The organism is Verrucosispora sp. NA02020, from assembly GCF_013364215.1.
Classification (GTDB): Bacteria; Actinomycetota; Actinomycetes; order Mycobacteriales; family Micromonosporaceae; genus Micromonospora.
This window is the reverse complement of record NZ_CP054923.1, coordinates 3,752,147-3,774,753: the sequence shown is the minus strand read 5'-3', so window position 1 is coordinate 3,774,753 and position 22,607 is coordinate 3,752,147. Positions and strand designations below refer to the sequence as shown.

The 22,607-nt window shown below is 72.3% G+C and carries 22 protein-coding genes; 10 read left to right on the top strand and 12 right to left on the bottom strand.

The features are described 5' to 3' along the window. Positions 1 to 294: 294 nt before the first annotated feature. Genes HUT12_RS16320 through HUT12_RS16305 form a run of 4 tightly spaced genes read right to left on the bottom strand, consistent with a single transcriptional unit; the run spans position 295 to position 4,704 of the window. Positions 295 to 1,284 (bottom strand): DUF5954 family protein, encoded by a 990-nt coding sequence (locus HUT12_RS16320; RefSeq protein ID WP_176093923.1) that lies wholly within the window; start codon positions 1,282 to 1,284, stop codon positions 295 to 297. A gap of 52 nt (positions 1,285 to 1,336) precedes the next feature. Then, positions 1,337 to 2,146, bottom strand: a complete 810-nt coding sequence (locus HUT12_RS16315; protein ID WP_176093922.1) for a hypothetical protein — start codon at positions 2,144 to 2,146, stop codon at positions 1,337 to 1,339. Beyond that, positions 2,143 to 3,144, bottom strand: a complete 1,002-nt coding sequence (locus HUT12_RS16310) for a DUF916 domain-containing protein (protein ID WP_176093921.1) — start codon at positions 3,142 to 3,144, stop codon at positions 2,143 to 2,145. The genes HUT12_RS16315 and HUT12_RS16310 overlap by 4 nt, the downstream gene beginning before the upstream one ends. 33 nt (positions 3,145 to 3,177) lie before the next feature. Next, positions 3,178 to 4,704, bottom strand: a complete 1,527-nt coding sequence (locus tag HUT12_RS16305; RefSeq protein WP_176093920.1) for an HtaA domain-containing protein — start codon at positions 4,702 to 4,704, stop codon at positions 3,178 to 3,180. Positions 4,705 to 4,839: 135 nt separating this feature from the next. Between HUT12_RS16305 and HUT12_RS16300 the strand changes: the two genes are divergently transcribed. The 4 genes from HUT12_RS16300 to HUT12_RS16285 are packed head-to-tail and all read left to right on the top strand — an operon-like array spanning position 4,840 to position 8,538. Then, entirely contained in the window at positions 4,840 to 5,688 is an 849-nt protein-coding gene (locus tag HUT12_RS16300) for a hypothetical protein (protein WP_176093919.1), read from the top strand. Further along, on the top strand, positions 5,685 to 6,701 hold the full coding sequence (locus tag HUT12_RS16295) for an ABC transporter substrate-binding protein (RefSeq protein ID WP_254876847.1): 1,017 nt from the start codon (positions 5,685 to 5,687) through the stop codon (positions 6,699 to 6,701). Before HUT12_RS16300 ends, HUT12_RS16295 begins: the two co-directional genes overlap by 4 nt. Beyond that, positions 6,698 to 7,726, top strand: a complete 1,029-nt coding sequence (locus HUT12_RS16290; RefSeq protein WP_176093918.1) for an iron ABC transporter permease — start codon at positions 6,698 to 6,700, stop codon at positions 7,724 to 7,726. The genes HUT12_RS16295 and HUT12_RS16290 overlap by 4 nt, the downstream gene beginning before the upstream one ends. Beyond that, entirely contained in the window at positions 7,723 to 8,538 is an 816-nt protein-coding gene (locus tag HUT12_RS16285; RefSeq protein ID WP_217706013.1) for a heme ABC transporter ATP-binding protein, read from the top strand. Before HUT12_RS16290 ends, HUT12_RS16285 begins: the two co-directional genes overlap by 4 nt. 45 nt (positions 8,539 to 8,583) lie before the next feature. Here the strand turns inward: HUT12_RS16285 and HUT12_RS16280 are convergent, their stop codons facing one another. Continuing rightward, positions 8,584 to 8,898, bottom strand: coding sequence for a DUF2470 domain-containing protein (locus HUT12_RS16280; protein WP_176093916.1), 315 nt, complete (start codon positions 8,896 to 8,898; stop codon positions 8,584 to 8,586). Further along, positions 8,895 to 9,536 carry a heme oxygenase (biliverdin-producing) gene (locus HUT12_RS16275; protein ID WP_131051802.1) on the bottom strand — a complete coding sequence of 214 codons (642 nt, stop codon included), beginning with the start codon at positions 9,534 to 9,536 and terminating at the stop codon, positions 8,895 to 8,897. Before HUT12_RS16275 ends, HUT12_RS16280 begins: the two co-directional genes overlap by 4 nt. Positions 9,537 to 9,684: 148 nt before the next feature. On the opposite strand from HUT12_RS16275, the gene sthA reads away from it, so the two are divergent. Further along, the gene (gene sthA, locus HUT12_RS16270) at positions 9,685 to 11,088 is read left to right on the top strand and encodes a Si-specific NAD(P)(+) transhydrogenase (RefSeq protein ID WP_131051801.1); all 1,404 of its coding nucleotides are present in this window, start codon (positions 9,685 to 9,687) and stop codon (positions 11,086 to 11,088) included. 493 nt (positions 11,089 to 11,581) lie between these two features. Here the strand turns inward: sthA and aceB are convergent, their stop codons facing one another. After that, positions 11,582 to 13,195: a malate synthase A gene (gene aceB / locus HUT12_RS16265; RefSeq protein ID WP_176093915.1), complete on the bottom strand. Its 1,614-nt coding sequence runs from the start codon at positions 13,193 to 13,195 to the stop codon at positions 11,582 to 11,584. Then, complete coding sequence (gene aceA / locus HUT12_RS16260; RefSeq protein ID WP_131051799.1) at positions 13,192 to 14,472, bottom strand: isocitrate lyase; 1,281 nt, start codon at positions 14,470 to 14,472, stop codon at positions 13,192 to 13,194. The genes aceB and aceA overlap by 4 nt, the downstream gene beginning before the upstream one ends. 172 nt (positions 14,473 to 14,644) lie before the next feature. Here aceA and HUT12_RS16255 point away from each other — a divergent pair, with 172 nt between their 5' ends. Together HUT12_RS16255 and HUT12_RS16250 are read left to right on the top strand one after the other, a co-directional pair. Then, a complete protein-coding gene (locus tag HUT12_RS16255; protein WP_131051798.1) occupies positions 14,645 to 16,030 on the top strand; it encodes a short-chain fatty acyl-CoA regulator family protein in 1,386 nt (461 codons plus the stop codon). 149 nt (positions 16,031 to 16,179) lie between these two features. Further along, the gene (locus HUT12_RS16250; RefSeq protein ID WP_236145595.1) at positions 16,180 to 17,031 is read left to right on the top strand and encodes an endonuclease/exonuclease/phosphatase family protein; all 852 of its coding nucleotides are present in this window, start codon (positions 16,180 to 16,182) and stop codon (positions 17,029 to 17,031) included. A 12-nt stretch (positions 17,032 to 17,043) separates the two neighbouring features. Here the strand turns inward: HUT12_RS16250 and HUT12_RS16245 are convergent, their stop codons facing one another. Continuing rightward, positions 17,044 to 17,895: a DUF4253 domain-containing protein gene (locus HUT12_RS16245; RefSeq protein WP_217706011.1), complete on the bottom strand. Its 852-nt coding sequence runs from the start codon at positions 17,893 to 17,895 to the stop codon at positions 17,044 to 17,046. Positions 17,896 to 17,959: 64 nt separating this feature from the next. Continuing rightward, on the bottom strand, positions 17,960 to 18,466 hold the full coding sequence (locus HUT12_RS16240; protein ID WP_176093913.1) for a DinB family protein: 507 nt from the start codon (positions 18,464 to 18,466) through the stop codon (positions 17,960 to 17,962). 116 nt (positions 18,467 to 18,582) lie between these two features. Here HUT12_RS16240 and HUT12_RS16235 point away from each other — a divergent pair, with 116 nt between their 5' ends. Further along, on the top strand, positions 18,583 to 19,365 hold the full coding sequence (locus HUT12_RS16235) for a class I SAM-dependent methyltransferase (protein WP_176093912.1): 783 nt from the start codon (positions 18,583 to 18,585) through the stop codon (positions 19,363 to 19,365). Between the two features lie 22 nt (positions 19,366 to 19,387). On the opposite strand, the gene HUT12_RS16230 is transcribed toward HUT12_RS16235, so the two are convergent. Together HUT12_RS16230 and eda are read right to left on the bottom strand one after the other, a co-directional pair. Continuing rightward, the gene (locus tag HUT12_RS16230; RefSeq protein ID WP_176093911.1) at positions 19,388 to 20,500 is read right to left on the bottom strand and encodes a sugar kinase; all 1,113 of its coding nucleotides are present in this window, start codon (positions 20,498 to 20,500) and stop codon (positions 19,388 to 19,390) included. Positions 20,501 to 20,576: 76 nt separating this feature from the next. Next, a complete protein-coding gene (gene eda / locus HUT12_RS16225; RefSeq protein ID WP_303393491.1) occupies positions 20,577 to 21,236 on the bottom strand; it encodes a bifunctional 4-hydroxy-2-oxoglutarate aldolase/2-dehydro-3-deoxy-phosphogluconate aldolase in 660 nt (219 codons plus the stop codon). A 46-nt stretch (positions 21,237 to 21,282) separates the two neighbouring features. Between eda and HUT12_RS16220 the strand changes: the two genes are divergently transcribed. Together HUT12_RS16220 and HUT12_RS16215 are read left to right on the top strand one after the other, a co-directional pair. Continuing rightward, positions 21,283 to 22,059: an IclR family transcriptional regulator gene (locus tag HUT12_RS16220; RefSeq protein WP_176093910.1), complete on the top strand. Its 777-nt coding sequence runs from the start codon at positions 21,283 to 21,285 to the stop codon at positions 22,057 to 22,059. 137 nt (positions 22,060 to 22,196) lie between these two features. Further along, positions 22,197 to 22,520 carry a hypothetical protein gene (locus HUT12_RS16215; RefSeq protein ID WP_176093909.1) on the top strand — a complete coding sequence of 108 codons (324 nt, stop codon included), beginning with the start codon at positions 22,197 to 22,199 and terminating at the stop codon, positions 22,518 to 22,520. Positions 22,521 to 22,607 lie beyond the last annotated feature (87 nt).

The window sequence follows — 22,607 nt, the reverse complement described above, 5'->3', positions numbered from 1 at the left end:
ACGGGGGACGATGGGCGGGCGACATGACTACCAGCAGTGATGTCGCGGCACGCGCTGTCGGGGTGCGGGGTGCGGGGTGCGGGGTGCGGGGTGCGGGGCGTGCCGGTGGGGACCGGCCCGGGCCGGGGCCGGGCACTAGCGGGGCCGGGCGCTAGCGGGGCCGGGCGCTAGCGGGGCCGGGCGCTAGCGGGGCCGGGCGAGGCGGTGGGGCCGCCTCACGGGTCGCCCCGGCGAGATTGCCCGGGCTAGTCGATGGTCCGGTGGTCATGCGGGGGCCGGATCCGGGGCGGGTGGTCAAGGGTGGTCGGGTAGGCGGCCTTCGGCGCGGAGTCGGGCGAAGTGGACCTCGGGTGGCGGTTCCGGGTCGGGGTCGGAGGGACGGGGTCCTTCCGGACCGTCGGCGGAGAAGCGCAGCAGCGTCTCGACGCGGGTGACCCGGAAACGGCGGCCGAGCACGGTCACCTCGCTGGCCCGGGTGGACTCGATCCGGTCGGCGGCACGCCGGTACTCCGCCGCCTCCGCCTCGGTCGGATCGGCGAGCCGGGGTACGAGCCACCGGAACTCGAACGTGATCAGGTCACGGGCCTCCTGCGGGGTGGCGACCGCCCGGCTCGTCGGCTGCCATCCGGCCCCGACCTGTTCGGCCACCGCGAAGCGGGTCGGCAGCAGGACTCCGTCGGGGTACGCACGCACCGCGGCGACACTGTCGGCGTATACGTCGGCGGGCACCTGGGCACGCGGATAGCGGGCCGGCAGCAGCTCGACCTTGAGCACCGCCGCGCCGAGGCCGGTCGGTTCGGCCGGGTCGGCGACCAGGTCGGTGCCGCCGAGGAAACTGTCCGAGGTGTCGGCGTCGCGCGGGTCCGGGTCGGTGGGGCGGGGCGGCTCCGGCCCGTCCGGGCCGAAGCGGACGAAGGTGTCCGCCCGGATCACCCGGTGCCGGCAGCCTCCGACGGTCACCTCGTCGACCTTCTGCCAGTCCAGGACCGTCCGCGCCGCGGTCAGCTCGGCCAGCAGGTCCGCGTCGGCGGTCTCGGCGATCCGGTCCCGGAGCCGGTGCGCGAGCGCGTCGCGGGCGGCCTGCGGGGTCTCCTCGACCAGTTCGTGTACCCGCCAGCGCCCGCCGCCGAGATCCACCGCGTAGCCGAACAGCGGGGCGCCGAGCCGCAGCGTCGGGTACGCGCCGGCCCGCTCGACCGCGTCGTGCTCGGTGACCAGCCCCACGGGGTCGTCCCGGTGCCGGATCCGAATCACCGCGTCCGGCGGCTGCTCACCGTGATGCATAGCTCCACATTGTGTTACGGCAGTCGTCAGTGCGCCAGAGGCGACGGTGGATTCACCGTCCGGAGGACCAGCGGCGACGCACCTCGGCCGCCGCCGGGACGAGCAGCGCGAAGCCGAACAGCCCGGCCAGCCCCCACGGCTGGTGGTCGGTGGTCGCCTCCACCCGGCGTGCCGCCCCGGAGGTGACCAGCTCGCCGTGGATCCGGTAGTCACCGACGGCCGGGGCGGGCAGCGTCATCGGAACCCGGACGACGCGTTCCTCCCCGGCGGCGAGATCCGGCGTGTCCGGGGACGCGACGAAGCCGGTCGGCTCCGGTCCCCGACCGACGCTGAAGGAGAGCGTCACCGCGACCGGCACCGGCTCGTCGTTACGCAGCCGCAGCACCACGGTCCGCCGCGCGGACGCACCGAACAGGGCGGGCCAGCCGCCGTCGCGTTCGACGTATGCCCCGACGACGACCGGGGGGCGGGTCGCCGCCGATCGGAGGGTGCCGCCGGGTTGCCGGGTCGCGCCGGTCACGCGCAGCGGCGCGGTCGCCGAGAGCCGACCCTCCATCGTGCGTACGCGCACCTGGCAGGGACAGCCGTCAGCCGGCGCGGCGACGGTCAGCGGCGCGCCACCGGCACCGGAGCCGGACAGGTGGATCTGGGCCGAGGTGTCCACCGCGCAGCGGGGCGGCGTACCCGCGTCACACAGCTCGATCACGACGGTGCCGGCGGGCCAACCGGTGAGCCGGACCAGCACCTGCTCCCCCGGTCTCGCCTCGGCCCGGTCCAACGTCACCCGAGGGTCCGGCCCCGGGGCGCCGGTCAGCGCTAGGCCGGCGAGCAGGGCGACTGCCCCGTACGCGAGCCACCTCATGCCGGCGACGTCCGACGACGCCGGATCGCCCGAAACCGGCTGACCAGCAACGCGCCCAGGGCGGTGAGCAGCAGCGCCGTCCACACCCACGGCACGGCCCAGGTCACGGCGGTGCGGTGCACGGTGGGCAGCATCCGGTCCGGGGTAGCCGGGTCGACGGCCACGTCGGCGGCGAGCCGTCCAGCCGGCACCACACCGTTGATCTGTTCGGTGACGGTGATCGCCGCGCCGGGCAGCAACTCGGGCACCTCGACCGGCTCGGTGCGGGCCAGTCCGATGCCGAAGGGCGCGGTCAGGCGTACCTGGGTGGTGCCGGTCAGCCGGGTATTGCCGGTGTTGCGCAGCCGGTAGCTGACCACCACCGGGCCGGTGCCGAACGGGTTGACCGGGTTGTCGTACCCGATCCGCATCGCCTCGACCTGGAGGCCGGGGCGCACCGGGCCGGCGACCCGCAGGTAGATCCGGGCGGCGACGCGGCGGTCGAGCCTGACCTGCCCACCCGTCTCCGCCACCTGGGCGATCGAGGCGACCACCCCGCCGGCGTGGTCACCGGGGCTGGCGTTGGCCGGTACGCCGATCCGGAACGGCAGGATCACCTGCTCGCCCGCAGGCACCCGGTAGGTGCGTTCGGCGAACTGCGTCCAGGCGCCCACGTCCACCGCCGGACGGCTCGCCGGTTGCAACGCGAAGCCGCCGTCGGCGGTGGTGAAGGCGTCGGCGCCGTACACCGCGAAGGTCATCGCGGTCGTGCTCAGGTTGGTCAACGCCACCCGGTCCTCGATCACCTGACCGGGTTCGGCGTCGTGGACGAAGTAACTGCGGCCGGTGGGGCCGGACGGTCCGGACGGCTGCACCGCCCAGGTGAACCCCGCGTCGCTCGGCGACGGTGACGGGGCGGGAGCCGGCGCGGCGAGGGCGACGGCGGGTCCACCCGCCAGCACGGTGACGAGCAGGACCACGGTCACGGCGACCAGGTGCGGGGAAGGGCACCTCGTCATCGATCTGCGCACAACAAGATGCCCTTCCACGCGTCAGGACAGGGTCAGGGTCAGGGTGGCGGTGTAGTCACCCGGACCGGTGGCGGCCGGGACCCCGAGGCCCAGGTCGGCACCGCACCGGAAGCTGCCGGCGCTGGCGCCGGCAGTCGAGCCGCACAGGGTACGGGCGCTGCCCAGACCCGTACCGTCACCCGGGTTGGCCCGTCCGCCCGGGGTGACCACCCCGGACGAGCCCACCAGCTTGTCGGCGAGCACGGACGCGTTCGGCGTCCAGCCGAGGTTGTCGGCGGCGATGGTGCCACCGAGCGCGCTGGTGAAGTCCTCCACCTGACCGACCACGTTCCAGCCGGCGTTGGTGCCGCGCAGGTCGCTGACGGTCACCGCGTTGAGCGCACCGTCGGCGACCCCGCCGGGGTGCACGGCCGACAGCGCCACGGCACTGCCGGACGAGGTCAGCGTCAGCGGACCGGACTGGAGCACCGTGGCGGTGATCTCCTGCTCGGCGCCGCTGGGCCCACCGGCGGCCCCCCGGAAGGTGACCGGGGTGAAGGTGTCCTGGCTGCGGTCGCTGGAGGCGTGTGCCGCGAACGTCAGCACGTAGCACTGGGTCACCGTGCAGTCGACCGTGTCGCCGTTGCCGTCGGTGTAGCTCGGCACCAGGTCCAACGTGGTGGAGAAGGTGCCGTCGGCGGCGAGCTTCACCTGCGCCGCGGAGGACGAGGCGTTCTTGTGCACCCACTTCACCGGCTTGTACGGACGGGAGTTCGTCCAGTGGTTGTCGACCTTCGGGCCGAACGCCACATAGACGCCGACGCCGCCGTTGGCGTCCGGGTCGAACCCGGAGCCGGTGACGGTGACCGACGTCCCCTCGGGGTCGAGGGCGGCGGACGGGTCCACGGTCACCGACGGGGTGGCGGGGCCGCCGCCGCCCGTCCCGGTGGTGAAGGTGAACGACGTCGGGTCCAGGGCCGTGCCGGCGGTGAAGAAGCCGGCGAAGGCGGTGGCCCCGGTCTCGGTGAGCGTGGTGGCCAGGTTGTTCCAGCTCACCGAGCCACCCGAGACGGTCGGGCTGGCGCCGCCGGTGCCGAGGGTGGCGATGGCGGCCTGCTCGATCTGCACCGGCTCGAATCCGCCGCCGCTGACCTCGAGGTCGACATCGGCGAGCAGCGAACCACCGGCACCGTCCACCACCACGGTGGGGTTGGCCAGCGTGATCTTGAAGAAGTGCGAGGGGTACGAGAACACGACCGTGCCCCCGTAGTTGACGGTGGTCGCGCCGGTGGCGCTGTCGTACGTGCCGCCGGTGACCGGGAACGTGAAGGTGCCGTCCGCCTTGCGGGTGGCACCGTCGGCGACCCCGATCGGCGGATTGCCGTTACCGGTCGAGACGTACGCCCGGAACGAGCTCTTGAAGCCCCAGTCGAGGCTTCCCGCGGTGACGTCGGCGGGTGCCGCCGTCGCAGGGGCCACCACGGCCAGTGACGCGGCGGCGCCGAGCACCGCTGCCGACGCCCACCGGTACGACCGTCGGCGGATACCGCCGGGTCTGGGTACGGACATGAGTCTTCCTCTCGGAGGGGGTAGGGCTCGATTAGGTTAGGCTCACCTAATCTTATGGGAAATCCTCCGAACACCCTCTTGCGGACGCGGCAAGATCTACTTAGGTTAGCCTAACCAAATCTTCGGAGGTCACTCATGCCTGCCCGCCTCGCCGCCGCCCTGGTCAGCGTGGTGCTGCTGGTCATCGGCGCCCTCGCGGCCGGCCCCGCGTACGCGGACACGGTCGGCAGGGGCCCCGACGGCCAACGCCTCTCCGTCAGCCGGACGACCGCGATCCCCCTCGCCGGTGCCACCGTCACCGTCTCCGGATCCGGCTACGACACCGCCAAGGGCATCTACGTCGCGTACTGCGTCGACAACGGTGCCGGCGCGCCGCCCTCGCCCTGCGGGGGCGGCATCGACACCAGCGGCGCGACCGGCGCCTCGCACTGGATCTCCTCGAACCCGCCCGCGTACGGCGAGGGGCTGGCCGTCCCGTACGGCTCCGGCGGCTCGTTCAGCGTGCGGCTCCGGCTGACCGCGACGATCGGCGACGTGGACTGCACCGTCCGGCGCTGCGTGGTGGCCAGCCGCAACGACCACACCCGCAGCTCGGACCGCGCGCAGGACGTCAAGGTGCCGGTCACCTTCGCCGCGCCGGCGGCCAGCCCGACCACCCGGGCCACCGCCCCGGCGTCGTCGGCGCCCGGCGGCACCACCCGGACCTCCGCCGCCCCGGCACCGGCGGCCTCCGACGCACCCGTCGGCACCACCGGTCCGGCCGGCGCCGTCGAGGGATCGGCTCCGCCCGAGGCGGGTACGGCCACCGGCACGGGCGGCACCGGTGGTGATCCGGTCAGCGCCGACCAGCACCTGCTCACCACCCAGGTCAGCGACAGTGGACCGGCCGGACGGTGGTTCACCCTCACGGTGGCCGGACTCGCCGCGCTGCTGGTCCTGCTGGTGGTCCTGCGGATCCGTCGACGTCGGCAGGGACAGCGGTGAGGCGCGTACTGCCCGCGCTGCTGGCCTTGCCCGCGCTGCTCGGTCTCGTCGCCTGCGACGCCGCCGCCGGCACGCCGGGCGCCACCACGGCGACCGGCTGCGGGCCCGCCACCGCCGTGGTGACCGACACCGACGTCGTCCCGGTCGGCGGCGACCCCGGCAGCAACCTGCCGGTCACCGTGGACTCGGCCGACGGGACGACGGTCACCGTCACCGACGCCAGCCGCATCCTCGCGGTGAACCTGTACGGCTCCATCGCCGAGATCGTCTTCAGCCTCGGCCTCGGCGGCCGGGTGATCGGGCGGGACACCTCCACCACCTTCGCCGCCGCCACGCATCTGCCGGTGGTCACGCCGGCCGGACACGACCTGGCCGCCGAGGCGGTGCTGCGGCTGAACCCCACGGTGGTACTCGCCGACACCAGCATCGGCCCACCCGAGGTGCTCAACCAGCTCCGTCGCGCCGGCATCCCGGTGGTCCTGATCGACGACGAGCAGAGCCTCGCCGCCATCCCCCGCAACATCCGCGCCATCGCCGCCGCCCTCGGCGTACCGGCGGCCGGGGACCTCCTCGTGTCCCGGGTGGAGGCGGAGATCGCCGAGGCCCGCCGCAGCGCCCCGGCGGACGGCCCGCCACTGCGCATCGCGTTCCTCTATGTGCGGGGCACCGCCGGGGTGTACCTGATCGGCGGCAAGGGCGCCGGCTCCGACGAGATGATCCGGGCGATCGGCGCGACCGACGCCGGCACCGAGATCGGGTTGTCCCGGTTCCGGCCGCTGACCAGCGAGGGTCTGATCAACGCGGCACCGGACGTCATCCTGGTGATGACCGAGGGGCTGGAGTCGGTCAAGGGCGTGGACGGCCTGCTCGCCCTGCCCGGCGTCGGCCAGACCCCGGCCGGTCGGCACCGCCGGATCGTGGACATGGACGACGGGATGCTGCTGAGCTTCGGGGCGCGGACCGGCCGCACCATCCAGGCCCTCGCCGAGGCGGTCCACCGACCGTGCACATGAGACGGCCCCTGCTCCTGGTCGGGCTGAGCGTCGCCCTGGTCCTGCTCTGCCTCGTCGCGGCCGGCACCGGGCAGGTCCAGGTGCCGCCCGCCGAGGTGCTCGGATCACTGCTGCACCGCGTCCGGCTCGACGTCGGTCCCCTGCCGAGCGCCCCGCACGGGGAGAGCGCCCTCTGGGTGGTCCGGTTCCCCCGGGTCGTACTCGCCGTCATCGTCGGCGCGGCGCTCGGCTGCGCCGGCGCGCTGATGCAGGGCGTCTTCGGCAACCCGCTGGCCGAGCCGGGCGTCATCGGCGTCTCCTCGGGCGCCGCGGTCGGCGCCGCCACGGTCATCGTCACCGGCGTCGCCACGCTCGGCGGCTGGACCGTCGCGGCCGGCGCGTTCCTGGGCGGTCTCGCCGCCACCGCGCTGGTCTACTCGATGTCCCGCACCGGCGGACGCACCGAGGTGGTCACGCTGGTCCTGACCGGCATCGCGGTCAACGCGGTGGCCGGCGCGCTGATCGGCCTGCTGATGTTCTTCGGCGACGCCGACGCCGTACGCGCCATCGCGTTCTGGCAGCTCGGCAGCCTGGCGCAGGCCAACTGGGCGGCAGTGGGAGTGACCCTGCCGTGTGCGGCGGTCGGCATCGCGATCGCCGCCGCCACCGCCCGCCGCCTGGACCTGCTCGCCCTCGGTGACCGGTCGGCCCGGCACCTGGGCGTCCACGTGGAACGGTTGCGGCTGGCCATGATCGGGGTGACCGCGCTGCTCGGTGCCGCCGCGGTGGCCTTCACCGGCGTGATCTCCTTCGTCGGGCTGGTCGTGCCGCACCTGGTCCGGATGGTCGCCGGGCCGGGTCACCGGCTCCTCCTGCCGGCCAGCGCGCTGGGCGGGGCCATCGTGGTCGTCGCCGGGGACCTGGCCGCCCGCACCCTGGTCGACTACCAGGAACTACCGCTCGGCGTGCTGACCGCCGTGGTGGGCGGCCCGTGCTTCTTCTGGCTGCTGCGCCGGACCCGGACCCGGGCGGGAGGATGGGGATGAGGCGGCGTACGGCGGTGCCGGAGATCGGTCGCGATCCGGTCCGCCTGCGGGTGGACGGGTTGGGTGTCCGGCGCGGCGGCCGACCGATCCTGACCGACGTCACCTTCGACGTGCGGGGCGGGGAACTGCTGGCGCTGGTCGGGCCGAACGGCGCCGGCAAGAGCACCCTGCTCGGCGCGATCTGCGGCGACCTGGCACCGGCCTTCGGCGACATCGCGTTCGCCGACCGGCCGCTGCACCGCTGGGCTCCGGTCGAGCTGGCCCGACTCCGCGCGATGCTGCCGCAACGGGCCACCATGACGTTCCCGTTCACCGTCGGCGAGGTGGTCGCGATGGGCCGCGCACCCTGGGCCGGTACGCGGTACGCCGACGAGGACGACGACGCGATCCGCGAGGCGATGCGGCTGACCGGCACGGAGTCCTTCACCGACCGGGTCTTCTCGGCGCTCTCCGGTGGCGAGCAGGCGCGGGTGGCGCTGGCCCGGGTACTCGCCCAACGCACCCCGATGCTCCTGCTGGACGAGCCTACCGCCGCGCTGGACCTGCACCACCAGGAGTTGGTGCTCCGGTTGGCACACGAGCGGGCCCGTCAGGGCGGTGCCGTGGTGGTCGTCCTGCACGACCTGGCGCTTGCCGCCGCGTACGCGGACCGGATCGCGTTGCTGGCCGGTGGGCGGCTGGTCGCCGACGGGCCACCGGTCGAGGTGCTCACCGCCGACCGGCTCAGCGAGGTCTACCAGCACGAGATCGAGGTGCTGCCGCACCCGCGCACCGGCGTACCGCTGGTGCTGCCGGTCCGCACGGACGGTTGACGGCCCGCCGGTGGTGACCGGCGGGCCGTCGTGCACAGCACGGAATCAGCTCGCGTCGGGCCGTGGGGTCAGGCCCAGCGCCGCACACGCCTCCCGGTACATCCGGGCGGCCTCGGCCCGGATCTGCCGCCGCTCGGTGAGCGGGGCACTGAAGGGCACCCGCACCGGGACCGGGACACCGTCCACGGTGGCCGCGAAGTACATCGCCTCGGCGTCCATCCCGGACATGGTCGCCGCGGTGGCGGTTGGTCGACCGCCCAGGCCCTGGCAGATCAGCCGGCAGTCGTCGGCGTGGTCGGTGTTCATGTGCCGCATGACGGCCGACACCACGTCGGGCGGGAACGGGTCCGCCGCGTTCACGCCGCACTCCCCTGCGCCACGTCCCGGCCCAGCTCGGCGATCATCTCGGTGTTCAGCCGGTACGCCCACGACACCTCGTCCAGGAAGCGCTGCCGCTCGACCTCGTCCCACGGTGCCGTGTCGAGCAACTCGCGGTAGTGCTGCTTGAAGGCGGCCGCGTCCAGGTCCGGGAAGAGGAAGAACCGGACGCCGTCGGTGTCGAGGCCGAACGTGCGGCGTACCGCCCGCACCATCACCTGACCGCCGGAGAGGTCGCCCATGTACCGCGTGTAGTGGTGGGCGACGAAGCCCGCCGGCCAGGTGAACGCGACCTCGCGCAGCCGTTCCTGGTACTGCCGGGTGGCGGGGCTCGGCGCGATCCGGGTGGCCCAGTCGGGGCCGTGCAGGAACCGCAGGTCGTCGACGATGCGGGGCAGGCGGCGCAGTTCCTCCACGACGAACGGCCCGGCGACCGGGTCGTCCCGCATCGCCTCGGCGGCCTCCTCCAACGTCTGGTAGACGACGTGGAGCTGCTCCAGCAACGCGGCGTACCCGGCCCGGTCGAGCTGCCCCGACAACAGGGCGTCGAAATACGTCACGTTCTGCGCGGCCCGGTGGTCCGCCCTGGTCAACTCGCGCACCTGTGCGGCGAACCCCATGAACACCTCCTGTTAGGTAAGGCTAACCTATCATGATCATCGGTCGGTGGGGAGAGGGCACCAGGTCAACATTCCAGGAAGGTAAACCCTTGTTCCGCTTGGTCGCCTGGCCTGGCGCAGTCCACCACATCTTGCGACGCTAGTGATCGTGTATGACTACGACCTGTTGGTACTGGGCTCAGGGCCGAGCGGTCAGAAGGCCGCCATCGCCGCCGCCAAACTCGGCCGACGGGTGGCCGTCGTGGATCGACGCGACATGCTCGGCGGAGTCTGCATCAACACCGGCACCGTCCCCTCGAAAACCCTGCGCGAGGCCGTGCTCTATCTGACCGGCCTGAGCCAACGAGACCTGTACGGCAGCAGCTACCGGGTGAAGGACGAGATCACCGTCAGCGACCTGGCGGCCCGCACCCAACACGTGATCAACCGACAGACCGACGTCATCCGCAACCAGTTGACCCGCAACCGGGTCACCCTGATCACCGGCACCGGCCGCTTCGCCGACCCGCACTCGGTCTGGGTCGACGGCGGCTCCGGACGGGATTCGAAGATCACGTTCGACAAGGCCATCATCGCCGCCGGCACCAGACCGGCCCGACCGGACAGCGTCGACTTCGACGACCGGACCATCGTCGACTCCGACGGGGTCATCAACCTCCAGGCCGTGCCGCGCAGCATGGTCGTGGTCGGCGCGGGCGTGATCGGCATGGAGTATGCCTCCATGTTCGCCGCGCTGGGCACGAAGGTCACCGTGGTGGAACGTCGCGAGCGGATGCTCGACTTCTGTGACGAGGAGATCATCGAGTCGCTCAAGTACCACCTGCGCGACCTGTCGGTGACGTTCCGCTTCGGCGAGGAGGTCGCCGCGGTGGAGAAGCACCAGAACGCGGCGCTGTGCGTACTCAAGAGCGGCAAGCGGATCGTCGCCGACACGGTGATGTACTCGGCCGGACGGCAGGGCCAGACCGACGGGCTGGACCTGGAGGCGGCCGGACTGACCGCCGACCGGCGCGGCCGGATCGAGGTCGACGCGAACTACCGGACCACCGTGGAGAACATCTACGCCGTCGGTGACGTGATCGGTTTCCCGGCCCTGGCCTCCACCTCGATGGAGCAGGGCCGGCTGGCCGCCCAGCACGCCTGCGGCGAGCCGGAACGCCCGATGCACGAGTTGCAGCCGATCGGCATCTACACCATCCCGGAGATCAGCTTCGTCGGGAAGACCGAGGACGAGCTGACCGAGAGCGCCACACCGTTCGAGGTGGGCGTCGCCCGCTACCGCGAGCTGGCGCGCGGCCAGATCGTCGGCGACTCGTACGGCATGCTGAAGTTGCTCGTCTCGCCGGACGACGGCCGACTGCTGGGCGTCCACGTCTTCGGCACCGGCGCCACCGAGATCGTCCACATCGGACAGGCGGTGATGGGCTGCGGTGGAACGGTCGACTACCTGGTCGACACGGTGTTCAACTACCCGACGCTGGCCGAGGCCTACAAGGTCGCGGCGCTGGACGCGTCCAACAAGATCCGCAACATCACCCGGATCGACACCTGACCGCCCGGCGATCGTGCGGTGCTGCCCTGGTGGCGTCTGCTGGGAGCACTGTCGAGCTGACCCGTCTATGCCGTCGCCCGTCGAGACCGTTCGGCCGGTGGGCCATCGCCACTCCGCGACCGCGACCGCTTGGGCCCCGCAGCCGTTCAGCCCCACCGACCGCCCGCCGATCATTCGCCCTGACCACCTTGCCGGACGCCGTGTCCGGAGCCCGTTCCCACCCCCGCCCCCGACACAGGTCCGAGCCTGGACAACGTCCGAGCCTCGGCAAGGTGCGTATCTGTCGACGGCCCGAGCCTGGCCAAGGGTCGAGGTGGGGAAAGGTCCGAGCCCGGGCACGGCTCCGAGTCCGGGCACGGGTCAGCATCGCCCAACGGCGGCCAGAGGAAGTCCCGATCCGTTGACGCTCTCAGCTCGACAGCGCCCCAACCAGCACGACCCGCACCGGCCCGACGACGATCCGCCACCAGCGCCCGCGCCCGACGGTGGACGCTCAGACGGTGACCGGAGCAGGGCAGCGCACCGGGCTGAGGTGGCGGGCGTACGCGCCGGTGGTGAAGAAGGCGGGCAGGACCTCACCGAGCGCGGTCTCCTCGACGATGCGCGCCGCATGCTCGGCACGCTCGCGCTCGACGGCGTTCCCGCGCCCCTCGACCAGGGCGACCAACTCCTCGTCGAGGATCGCCCGGACCCGCTCCTCCGTGACGCTGCCGCCACCGGCCAGCGGCGTACCGTGGTGCAGCCACTGCCAGACCTGGCAGCGGGCGATCTCGGCGGTCGCCGCGTCCTCCATCAGGTTCCACAGCGCCACCGCACCGGCCCCGCCGAGCCAGGCGTCGACGTAACGCAGCGCCACCGCGATGTTGGATCGCAGGCCCGCCTCGGTGACCTGACCGGGGGTCTTGTCCACGGCGAGCAGATCGGCGGCGGTGACCTCGACGTCGTCGCGCTGCCGGTCGAGTTGGTGCGGGCGTGCGCCGAGCACCGCGTCGAACTCCTCGCGGCAGGTCGGCACCAGGCCGGGGTGGGCCACCCAGGAGCCGTCGAAACCGGCTGCTGCCTCGCGCTGCTTGTCGGCCCGCACCCGGCTCAGCGCCGTCTCGTTGACCTCCGGGTCCCGGCTGGGCACGAACGCGGCCATGCCGCCGATCGCGTGCGCCCCGCGCCGGTGACAGGTCCGCACCAGCAGCTCCGTGTACGCGCGCATGAACGGCACGGTCATCGTCACCTCGGCGCGGTCCGGCAGGACGAAGTCCGGCCACTGCCCGAAGTTCTTGATGATGCTGAAGATGTAGTCCCACCGGCCGGCGTTCAACCCCGCCGAGTGCTCCCGCAGCTCGTAGAGGATCTCCTCCATCTCGAACGCGGCGGTGATCGTCTCGATCAGGGTGGTCGCCCGGATCGTGCCCTGCGGCAGCCGCAGGTAGTGCTGGGCGAAGACGAAGATGTCGTTCCAGAGCCGCGCCTCGCGGTGGTCCTCCAGCTTCGGCAGATAGAAGTACGGTCCCGCGCCGGCCGCGAGTTGCCGTCGGGCGCAGTGGAAGAGATAGAGCCCGAAGTCGACCAGGCTGGCCGAGATCGGCCGACCGTCCACCACGATCCCCTTCTCCACCAGATGCCAACCACGCGGACGGACCACGATGGTCGCCAGGTCGTCGCCGAGGGAGTACCGCTTGCCGCGCGCGTCGGTGAAGTCGATCCGCCGGTCCAGCGCGTCCATCAGGTTGAGCTGCCCACGGATGACGTTGTCCCAGGTGGGGGCGGTGGCGTCCTCGAAGTCGGCGAGCCACACCCGGGCCCCGGAGTTGAGCGCGTTGACCGTCATCTTGCGGTCCGGCGGGCCGGTGATCTCGACCCGCCGGTCCTCCAGGCCGGGGGCGGGCGGCGCCACCCGCCAGCTCGGGTCGGCGCGGACGCCGATGGTCTCCGGCCGGAAGTCGGGCAACTGGCCGGTGGCGAACCGGTCCCGGCGGGCCCGCCGGGTGTCCAGCAACGCCACCCGGCGAGCCGAGAACTCGCTGTCCAGCGTGACAAGGAACTCCAGCGCCTCGGCGGTGAGCACCTCGGCGAAGCGCTCCGCCACCGGGCCGATGATCTCGTACCTCATGCGAACTGCTCCTCTTCGGTCGAACCCCGCAGCGCGGTGGTCTCGGCGGTCGGGTTGAGCACCGTGCTGATCAGGTCGAAGTAGCCGGTGCCCACCTCGCGCTGGTGCTTGACCGCGGTGTAACCGGCCGCCTCGGCCGCGAACTCCCGCTCCTGGAGCGACACGTACGCCGGCATCCCCTCGGCGGCGTAACCCCGGGCCAGGTCGAACATCGAGTAGTTCAGCGCGTGGAAGCCGGCCAGCGTGATGAACTGGAACCGGTATCCCATGTGGCCGAGTTCGCGCTGGAACTTGGCGATGGTGGCGTCGTCGAGGTGTTTGCGCCAGTTGAACGACGGCGAGCAGTTGTAGGCGAGCAGCTGGTCCGGGTACTCGTCCTTGATCGCCTCGGCGAAGCGGCGGGCGACCTCCAGGTCCGGCTTGCTGGTCTCCATCCAGAGCAGGTCGGAGTGCGGGGCGTACGCGAGCCCTCGGGCGATGCACGGCGCGATGCCGTTGCGGACGCGGTAGAAGCCTTCCGGGGTGCGCTCGCCGGTGACGAAGGGGCGGTCCCGCTCGTCCACGTCGGTGGTGAGCAGCGTGGCCGCCTGCGCGTCGGTGCGGGCCACCACCACGGTCGGCACCCCGGCGACGTCGGCGGCGAGCCGGGCCGCCTCCAGTGTGCGAATGTGCTGGCCGGTGGGGATGAGCACCTTCCCGCCGAGGTGGCCGCACTTCTTCTCGGCGGCGAGCTGGTCCTCCCAGTGCACGCCGGCGGCGCCGGCCGCGATCATCGCGCTCATCAGCTCGTACGCGTTGAGCACGCCGCCGAAACCGGCCTCCGCGTCGGCGACGATCGGGGCCAGCCAGTCGATGCCCGACGTGTCGCCCTCGGCGGTGGTGATCTGGGCCGCCCGCAGCAGCGCGTTGTTGATCCGGCGCACCACGGCCGGCACCGAGTTGGCCGGGTAGAGGCTCTGGTCCGGGTAGGTGTGCCCGGCCAGGTTGGCGTCGGCGGCCACCTGCCAGCCGGACAGGTAGATCGCCTTGAGCCCGGCCCGGACCATCTGCACCGCCTGGTTGCCGGTGAGCGCCCCCAGCGCGTGCACGTAGTCCTCGCTGGTGAGCAGCCGCCACAGCCGGTTGGCGCCGTGCCGGGCCAGGGTGTGCTCCTCCTGGATGGCGCCGCGCAACCGGATGACGTCCTCGGCGCGGTAGCTGCGCCGTACTCCCCGCCAGCGGGGGTTGGTCTCCCATTCGTGCTGCAACTGCTCGACCGCGGAAAGCATCGTATTCATCCCCTTCGGATTTCTGTGTCACACACGGTCACACGGCCTGTCAGGGCCGGTCGAGAGACGGAAAGAGCCAATTATTGAAAAGCCGAAGAGCGATTTTGCAAAGTTGTGAAAGGCTCTATTCGCAGCAGTGCTAATGTGGCCCGACCCCATCCGCCGACCGGGAGGCGAGGCGATGACCAAGACCTTTGCCGGCGCCCGTCTGCGCCGGCTGCGCGAGGAACGCGGGATGAGCCAGACGGAGCTGGCCCGTCACCTCAGCATCTCCCCGAGCTACCTGAACCAGATCGAGCACGACACCCGCCCGCTGACCGTGCCGGTGCTGCTGCGCATCACGGAGCTGTTCGGCGTCGACCCGACGGTGTTCGCCGCGCACGACACCCCGCGCCTGGTCGCCGGGCTGCGCGAGGCGCTGCCCGCCCGGGCCGGCATCACCGAACTCACCGAGCTCGCCACCCGCCTGCCCGAGGTCGCCGCCGCCGTCATCGACCTGCACCGCCGCTACCAGCAGGCCGACGAGCAGCTCGCCGAGCTGGTCGGCGACCGGGAGCGGATCGGGCGCAGCCCACACGACCAGGTGACCGAGTTCTTCTACCGTCGGCAGAACTACGTGCCGGACCTGGACGAGGAGGCCGAGCGGTTGGCCGCCCGGATGGCGCTGCGTCGCGGCGAGGTGCGCGTCCTGCTGCGCGACCGGTTGGCGCAGCGACACGGGGTACGCGTCACCCGCGAGGAGCCCGGCTCGCTCGGCGGCGAGTTGCACCGCTATCGCCCGCAGACCCGCACCCTGCACCTGTCCACCTCACTGCGGGGCGGACAGGAGGCGATGCGGATGGCCGCGCAGATCGCGTTGCTGGAGTGCGCCGACGTGATCGACGAGATCGTCGAGTCGGAGAACTTCGACGACGTGCAGACCCAGATCCTGACCCGGGTCGGGTTGGCCAACTACTTCGCGGCGGCACTGCTGCTGCCGTACGAGCACTTCCTGGCCGCCGCCGAGCAGCGCCGCTACGACATCGACCTGCTGACCCAGCACTACGCGCTGGGCTGGGAGACGGTCTGCCACCGGCTCAGCACCCTGCAACGCCCCCGGGCGCGCGGCGTGCCGTTCTCCTTCGTCCGGGTGGACCGGGCCGGCAACATGTCCAAACGGCAGTCCGCCACCGGTTTCCCGTTCTCCCGCACCGGCGGCACCTGCCCCCTGTGGAACGTCTACGAGGCGTTCGGCGCGCCCGGCCGGGTGGTCACCCAGGTCGCCGCGATGCCCGACGGGCAGCGGTACCTCTGGATCGCCCGCACCATCACCCGCCACCACGGCGGCTACGGCCAACCCGGCAAGGTGTACGCGATCGGGCTGGGCTGCGAGACGCGGCACGCCGGGCGGTTGGTCTACTCCACCGGGGTGGACCTGCACGCGGCCGAGGCGGCCATCCCGATCGGGCCGGGCTGCAAGACCTGCGAGCGGATGAGCTGCCCGCAGCGGGCCGCCCCACCGATCAGCCGGCACCTGGACCTGGACGAGAACCGCAGCACCTTCATCCCGTACCCGTTGCGGGACTGAAAGCCGGCGTCCGGCGCGCATGGCCCGGACCGGCCGGTCCGGGCCACCGGCGTGGCCACCCACCCCGACGACGCCGGTCGCGCAGCGTCACGACCGCGACGGAGCTGCCGATACACTTGCCACCCCTCCGCACGTCCAGGGCAGGTGCATTGGCTCGTCGTCGCTTCCGCGTCCCCCGTCCGCTGCGCGCCGCCCTCGGCCTGCTCGCGGCCACCGCGCTGCTGGCCGGCTGCTCGGTGACCGCCCCGCCCACCACGCCCGCCCCGTTGCGGGTGCTCCAGATGAACCTCTGCAACAGCGGCATGGCCCTGGGCTGCTACACCGGGCGGGCGGTGGACCAGGCCGCCGAGGTGATCCGCGCCGAACGCCCGGACATCGTCACGCTCAACGAGATCTGCTCCGGTGACGTGGACGCGTTGGAGCGCGCCATGACCGGCGTGCACTCCGGCACCGTGGTCGCGGCCTTCCAGCCCGCCCGCAACGGCCGCACCGGCGAGCCCTACCGCTGCGTCAACGGCCAGCAGTACGGCGTCGGCGTGCTGGCCCACGTCGCCGACCCGTACCAGGGGCACGAGCTGCACCGGGGGGTCTTCCCGGCGCAGGACCCGGCCGACCCCGAGCAGCGCGCCTGGCTCTGCGTGGACGCCAGCACCGTCTTCTACGCGTGCACCACCCACCTGGCGTACACCAGCTCGACGCTGGCGCTGGCCCAGTGCGGGCACCTGCTCGGGGTGGCCGTACCCGAGCTGCACGCCGGTGCCGGCTATCAGCCGACGGTGGTCAGCGGCGACCTCAACCTGCGGCACGGCGGCACGCCCGACGTGCGGTCCTGCGTACCCGCCGACTACCAGCACCTGCACGACGGCGGGGTGCAGCAGTTCATGGCCACCCCGGACCTGACGATCACCGCCAGCAGATCGATCGACATGCGCGGCACCACCGACCACGCGGCGTTCCTGGTCACCCTCACCACCGAGCGGGCCGAGAACCCCGCCGCCTGACGACCCGGACCGTCAGTCCCACCAGAACGCCCAGGTCGGAGCGTTGACGATGCGGTCCGCGTAGCCGGCGAGCGTGCACGGGCTCTGCCCCTGCCAGATGTTGTCCGGGCAGAAGGCGAAGTGCTCGGCGGCGATCGGCAGCGCCTCGTCGACGGTCGTCGGCGGGGCGGCGACCGAGAGGTACAGCTCGGCGAAGCCGAGGCCGATCACGCGTACCCCGAACCGGTCCTCCCAGCTGCGCAGCACCGCGGAGAGCCGGCCGGCGTCGTTGGTGTAGTTCACCGGCCCCTGCCAGCCGAGGACGGCGAGCGCGTCGCTGCCCCGCTCGGCGGCGACCAGACCGAGCCGCATGTCGGGCTGGGCCAGCGACAACTGCTCGGCCCAGTGGTCGGCGTGCTCCTGCGGCGTCACCCGGGGCGACGCCGGTGCCGCCAGGCCGGGCCAGTCCTGGCCGTACGGCGCGGAGACGGCGAGCTGCCTGCTGGTCGGCTCACCGCCCTCGTAGTCGGTGGTGTGGTCGGACCACCATCCGGCCAACAGCCGCTCGGGGTCGTGCTCCGCCGGGTCGGAACTGCTCGCCGGCCACAGCTCGCCGTCGGCCCAGGGGCGATCCGGGTCGCCGTGCAGGTGGTCGAGGAGCAGCGGCCACAGCCCCGACGTCGCGTGCGCCGCGTGCAGCTCCGGCCACAGTCCGGACGGGGCCGGGCCGTCGCTGAGCCACAGCGCGGGAGGCTCGTCGGGTGCCTCCTCGCTGCGGACCGTCCGGCCGGGCGGAAGCGACACGGGCAGGGTGCGGCGGTGCGGCTGCGCGTCGGCGAACAGCTCGGCCAGATCGGTGGGAAGGTCGTTCAACTGCGAGGTCACGAGGCGTGAGGATAGTCGCCTACACCGACAACTCCGGCCGACGAGCCGTTCGCTCCGACCCGTGTCATCCCGGCGCGTCGGCCAGGATCTGCTCGCGCAGGATGTCGGCGTGCCCGCAGTGCTCGGCCAGCTCGCGCAGCACGTGCAGATAGACCCAGCGCAGCGGGATCGGTCCGCGCCGGTTGCCGTGCAGCAGGTCGTCCAACCCCAGCGGGGCGGTGGCACGACGGGACGCCGCACACGCCTGCCGGTGTGCCTCCTGGACGCTGGCGACGGTGTCACCGTCGTCGAGCAGGAACGACTCGTCCGGCGTGGCCGGGATGCCGATCTCGGCACGCGACCGGCGCGTCACCGCCTCGTCGAACCAGACCTTCTCCACGAAGGTCGCGTGCTTGACCAGACCCAGCAGGGTCGTCCGGGACGGCACCAGCGACCGGCGGGCCTGCTCCTCGGTCAGCCCGTCGAGACAGTGCTGCAGCTCGGCACGGTGCTGGTCGATGAAGACCTCGAACTGGTCCCGCAGTGCCGCGTCGATGACCCGCTCGAAGTCGGGCACGGAGGGCGATGACATGAGCGAAGCATGTCAACCCCGCGGCGGCGGGGCAAACAGGTTGCCGAATCCTCGCCGTATGCTGCCGTCAGCAGAATTCGTTGGCCGGTCGCGGCCGGTCCGGACATCCTGGCCGCATGGACCTGGGCTTCGGTGGTGAAGTGGCACGGCTCTACCAACGCTACCGGCGCGGCTATCCGCCGGCCGTCTTCGACGTGCTGGCGACGACGTTCGGTCTGACGCCGCAGGACGTGGTCGTCGACCTCGGCTGCGGCACGGGCCAGCTCACCCTGCCGCTCGCCGCTCGGGTGCGGGCGGTCGTCGGGGTCGATCCGGAGCCCGACATGCTCGTACTCGCCCGTCGGGCCGCCGAGGACCAGCAGGTCGCCAACGTGAGCTGGGTCCTCGGTGCCGACTCCGACCTGCCCACGTTGGGCCGACTGTTCGGCGACGTGGGCGCGGTGACCGTCGGGCAGGCACTGCACTGGATGGCGCACGAGAGCGTGTTCGCCACGCTCCGTCCGCTGCTACGTCCCGGTGGCGGAATCGCGGTGGTGGCCAACGGGACGCCGCTGTGGCTTCAGGACACGTCGTGGTCTCGGGCACTCCGTGCCTGCCTGGAACGCTGGCGCGGCACCGAACTGAGCCGGAGCTGCGGCACCGACACCGACAGCCGACGCCGGTACGCCGACGCACTCACCCGGCACGGTTACCACGTCACCGAGACCGTGGTCGAATACACCGACGAGATCGACCTGGACGCTCTTCTCGGCGGCGTCTACTCCAGCTTCCCGGTCGACGCCCTGCCCCCGACGGCGCAACGGACGGAGCTGTCCACGATGATCCGCGACGCGCTGGGCCCGGCCACCCGGTTCCGCGAGCACGTCCGCGTCTGCGTGCTGACCGGCCGGATCGGGTAGTCCCGACCCGGCCGGTCGCAGGTCAACGTTGCACGCGGGCGCCGGCTCCGCGCACCAGTGCCTCCACCTCGGCGAGGTTGGCCATTGACGTGTCGCCGGGGGTGGTCATCGCCAGGGCGCCGTGGGCGGCGCCGTACTCCACGGCCTGGGCCAGGTCGCCGTCGCGCTCCAGCAGTCCGTAGATGAGCCCGGAGGCGAAGCTGTCGCCGCCACCGACCCGGTCCATGATCTCCAGGCCGGGGCGGTGGGTGGCCTCGGCGAACGCGCCACCCGACCATGCCACGGCGCCCCAGTCGTTGACCGTCGCGCTGTGCACGCCGCGCAGCGTGGTCGCCACGACCTTGAAGTTCGGGTACTCCTGGACGACGGCCTCAATCATCGTCTTGAAGTTGCCGGCGTCGAGCGCGCCGCTGTGGATGTCGGTGTCCGGCACCTCGAACCCGAGGCAGGCGGTGAAGTCCTCCTCGTTGCCGATCATCACGTCGACCAGGGCGGCGAGCCGACGGTTGACCTCCCGGGCGCGGTCCTGGCCGCCCACCGCCTTCCAGAGGCTGGGCCGGTAGTTCAGGTCGTAGGAGACGATGGTGCCGTGCCGGCGGGCGGCGGTCATCGCGGCCTCGGCGGTCTGCGCGGCCGTCTCCGACAGCGCCGCGTAGATGCCGCCGGTGTGCAGCCACCGCACCCCGAGCGTGCCGAAGAGGTGGTCCCAGTCGACGTCGTCCGGCTTGAGCTGGCTGGCGGCGGAGTGGCCCCGGTCGGAGGTGCCGACCGCCCCGCGTACGCCGAAACCGCGCTCGGTGAAGTTCAGTCCGTTGCGCACGCTACGGCCGATGCCGTCGTAGGGCAGCCAGGTGACGAAGCTGGTGTCCACGCCGCCCTGCAGGATCAGGTCCTCCAGCAGCCGGCCGACCTCGTTCTGGGCGAACGCGGTGACCACCGCGGTCCGCAGGCCGAAACAGCGGCGCAGGCCCCGGGCCACGTTGTACTCGCCGCCGCCCTCCCAGGCCCGGAACTGACGGGCGGTGCGGACCCGCCCCTCACCGGGGTCGAGTCGCAGCATGACCTCGCCGAGCGAGACCAGGTCGTACCGGCACTCGTCCTTCGGCCGAGGGGTCAGCTCGCTCTGCGCGCTCATGCCGGCACTCCGCTCCGCTGCGTGCCGCCATGAGGCACCACCGCACTGCACCCGATGATTCGCTCGCTCTGCGCGCTCATGCCCGGCCTCCCGCCGCCGCCACCGCCGAGGCGGTCCGGCTGGTGATCTCGTCCCACTGCTCACCGGCGATCAGGTCCGCCGCCACCATCCAGGTCGCGCCGACGGCCAGCACGGCCGGCAGGGCAAGGTACTCGTCGATCACGGCGGGCGTGAGGCCGCCGGTGGGGATGAACCGGATGTCGCGGAACGGCGCCGCCAGCGCCTTGATCATCGGAGCGCCGCCCAGCAGTTGGGCGGGGAAGAACTTGACCACGTTCAGGCCGGCGTCGACGGCCATCTGGATCTCGGTCGCGGTGGCCGCGCCGGGGAAGACCGGCACGCCGGCCTCCTGACAGAAGCGCACCACTGCGGGGGCGAAACCGGGGGTCACCACGAACCGGGCACCGGCGCCCACGGCCCGCTCGGCCTGCTCGGCGGTGAGCACGGTGCCAGCCCCGACCGTGAGATCGCCGCGCCCGGCCACCGCCTTGATCGCGTCCAGCCCGGCGGCGGTACGCAGGGTCACCTCGATCGCCGACAGACCACCCTTGACCAGCGCCGAGGCGAGTGGATCGGCGTGCCGGGCGTCTTCGAGGACCACCACCGGCAGCACCCGTCCGACGTCGATTTTTCCAGATCCCTGGCCAGATCGTTCAGATCCTTGAACGTTAGTCACGTACGTGACCTTACTGGAGGCGTACCGGCTTCGCTAGAGTGGGCCGGTGCCCACCGCGCCAGAGGAGTTCCAGCCCGTCAAGTCGGCCGGCCGCACTCTCGACCTGCTCGAACTGCTCGCCGACCAGCCGCGCTCCTGGGCCCTGGGCGACCTGGCACGCGCGCTCGGCATCCCCAAGAGCAGCCTGCACGGGCTGCTGCGCACGTTGACCAGTCGCGGCTGGGTGCAGACCGACGACACCGGCACCCGGTTCCGGCTCGGCCTGCGGGCCCTGCGGGTCGGCGCCGCCTATCTCGACGGGGACGACCGGGTCGGCCTGCTCGGCAGCGTCCTCGACGAGCTGTCCCGCCGGTTCGGCGAGGCCGTCCACCTCGGCCGGCTCGACGGCGACCAGGTGGTCTACCTGGCCAAGCGGGAGTCGGTGCACCGGCTGCGGCTCTACAGCGCGATCGGCCGCCGGTTGCCGGCGCACGCCACCGCCCTCGGCAAGGCCCTGCTGGCCGGGCACCCGGAGCAGACGGTCAACACGTTGCTGACCTGGCCGCTACCCCGCCTCACCCCGCACACCGTCTGCGACCGGGACGCCCTGCACGCCGCGCTGGCCGACGTCCGAGCGACCGGGCACGCGGTGGACCGGGAGGAGAACGCCGAGGGCATCGTCTGCTTCGCGATGGCCGTCCCGCTGTCGTCCCCGGCGGTGGACGCGGTGAGCATCTCCGTTCCGGTCTCCCGGCTACGGCCGGAGATCGAGGCGTCGATCGTCGCGGCGCTGCGGGAGATGGTCGGTGGCCTCACCCAGGCCCGCAGCATGGTGGTCGCGTAGCGCCCGGAAGCGGGTCAGCGCAGTCACGCGGATCGCTGTAGTGTCGGCCTCGATCATCGACAACAGGTGATCGAGCCATCACGGGGGCTCCTCAACATGATGTTGGGCGCCCATCGACGATCCGTCGGAGGGTACACATGAACACCGCACTGAAGGCTGGCCTGCGCACGGTCGCCCTGACCGCGCTGCTGGCACCCGCGCTCGTCCTGGTTCCCGGCGCGGCCCAGGCCGCGCCGAGCGGCTGCTCGGGCCGGTACAACCTGGAGTACCAGAACACCTACGCGGTCTACTGCGGCACCGGCAGCGGCGAATACCGCGCCAAGGCCCGCTGCTACCGCATCGGCAGCGAGAACTACACCACCAGGTACGGCACGTGGAAGCGTCCCGGCGGCACGCACTCGACGGTCTTCTGCCAGTCGAACGAAGAGGTGGCGAGCGGGAGCTGGGAACTCCGCGGCTGAGCCTCGACCTGTCCCAGGGCAGCGCCGACATCCGGGGCTGACGTCCGCCGTTTCACCACCTCCTTGATCGGGCCGGGGGGTTCGGGA

What these genes read in the sequence shown, in the direction of transcription:
- HUT12_RS16315 (WP_176093922.1), bottom strand. Translation starts at nt 2,146, where the DNA reads ATGAGGTGGCTCGCGTACGGGGCAGTCGCCCTGCTCGCCGGCCTAGCG.
- HUT12_RS16255 (WP_131051798.1), top strand. Translation starts at nt 14,645, where the DNA reads ATGACCAAGACCTTTGCCGGCGCCCGTCTGCGCCGGCTGCGCGAGGAA.
- HUT12_RS16275 (WP_131051802.1), bottom strand. Translation starts at nt 9,536, where the DNA reads ATGGGGTTCGCCGCACAGGTGCGCGAGTTGACCAGGGCGGACCACCGG.
- HUT12_RS16310 (WP_176093921.1), bottom strand. Translation starts at nt 3,144, where the DNA reads ATGACGAGGTGCCCTTCCCCGCACCTGGTCGCCGTGACCGTGGTCCTG.
- aceA (WP_131051799.1), bottom strand. Translation starts at nt 14,472, where the DNA reads ATGAATACGATGCTTTCCGCGGTCGAGCAGTTGCAGCACGAATGGGAG.
- HUT12_RS16285 (WP_217706013.1), top strand. Translation starts at nt 7,723, where the DNA reads ATGAGGCGGCGTACGGCGGTGCCGGAGATCGGTCGCGATCCGGTCCGC.
- HUT12_RS16320 (WP_176093923.1), bottom strand. Translation starts at nt 1,284, where the DNA reads ATGCATCACGGTGAGCAGCCGCCGGACGCGGTGATTCGGATCCGGCAC.
- HUT12_RS16230 (WP_176093911.1), bottom strand. Translation starts at nt 20,500, where the DNA reads ATGAGCGCGCAGAGCGAGCTGACCCCTCGGCCGAAGGACGAGTGCCGG.
- HUT12_RS16240 (WP_176093913.1), bottom strand. Translation starts at nt 18,466, where the DNA reads ATGTCATCGCCCTCCGTGCCCGACTTCGAGCGGGTCATCGACGCGGCA.
- HUT12_RS16235 (WP_176093912.1), top strand. Translation starts at nt 18,583, where the DNA reads ATGGACCTGGGCTTCGGTGGTGAAGTGGCACGGCTCTACCAACGCTAC.
- HUT12_RS16290 (WP_176093918.1), top strand. Translation starts at nt 6,698, where the DNA reads ATGAGACGGCCCCTGCTCCTGGTCGGGCTGAGCGTCGCCCTGGTCCTG.
- aceB (WP_176093915.1), bottom strand. Translation starts at nt 13,195, where the DNA reads ATGAGGTACGAGATCATCGGCCCGGTGGCGGAGCGCTTCGCCGAGGTG.
- HUT12_RS16215 (WP_176093909.1), top strand. Translation starts at nt 22,197, where the DNA reads ATGAACACCGCACTGAAGGCTGGCCTGCGCACGGTCGCCCTGACCGCG.
- HUT12_RS16305 (WP_176093920.1), bottom strand. Translation starts at nt 4,704, where the DNA reads ATGTCCGTACCCAGACCCGGCGGTATCCGCCGACGGTCGTACCGGTGG.
- HUT12_RS16300 (WP_176093919.1), top strand. Translation starts at nt 4,840, where the DNA reads ATGCCTGCCCGCCTCGCCGCCGCCCTGGTCAGCGTGGTGCTGCTGGTC.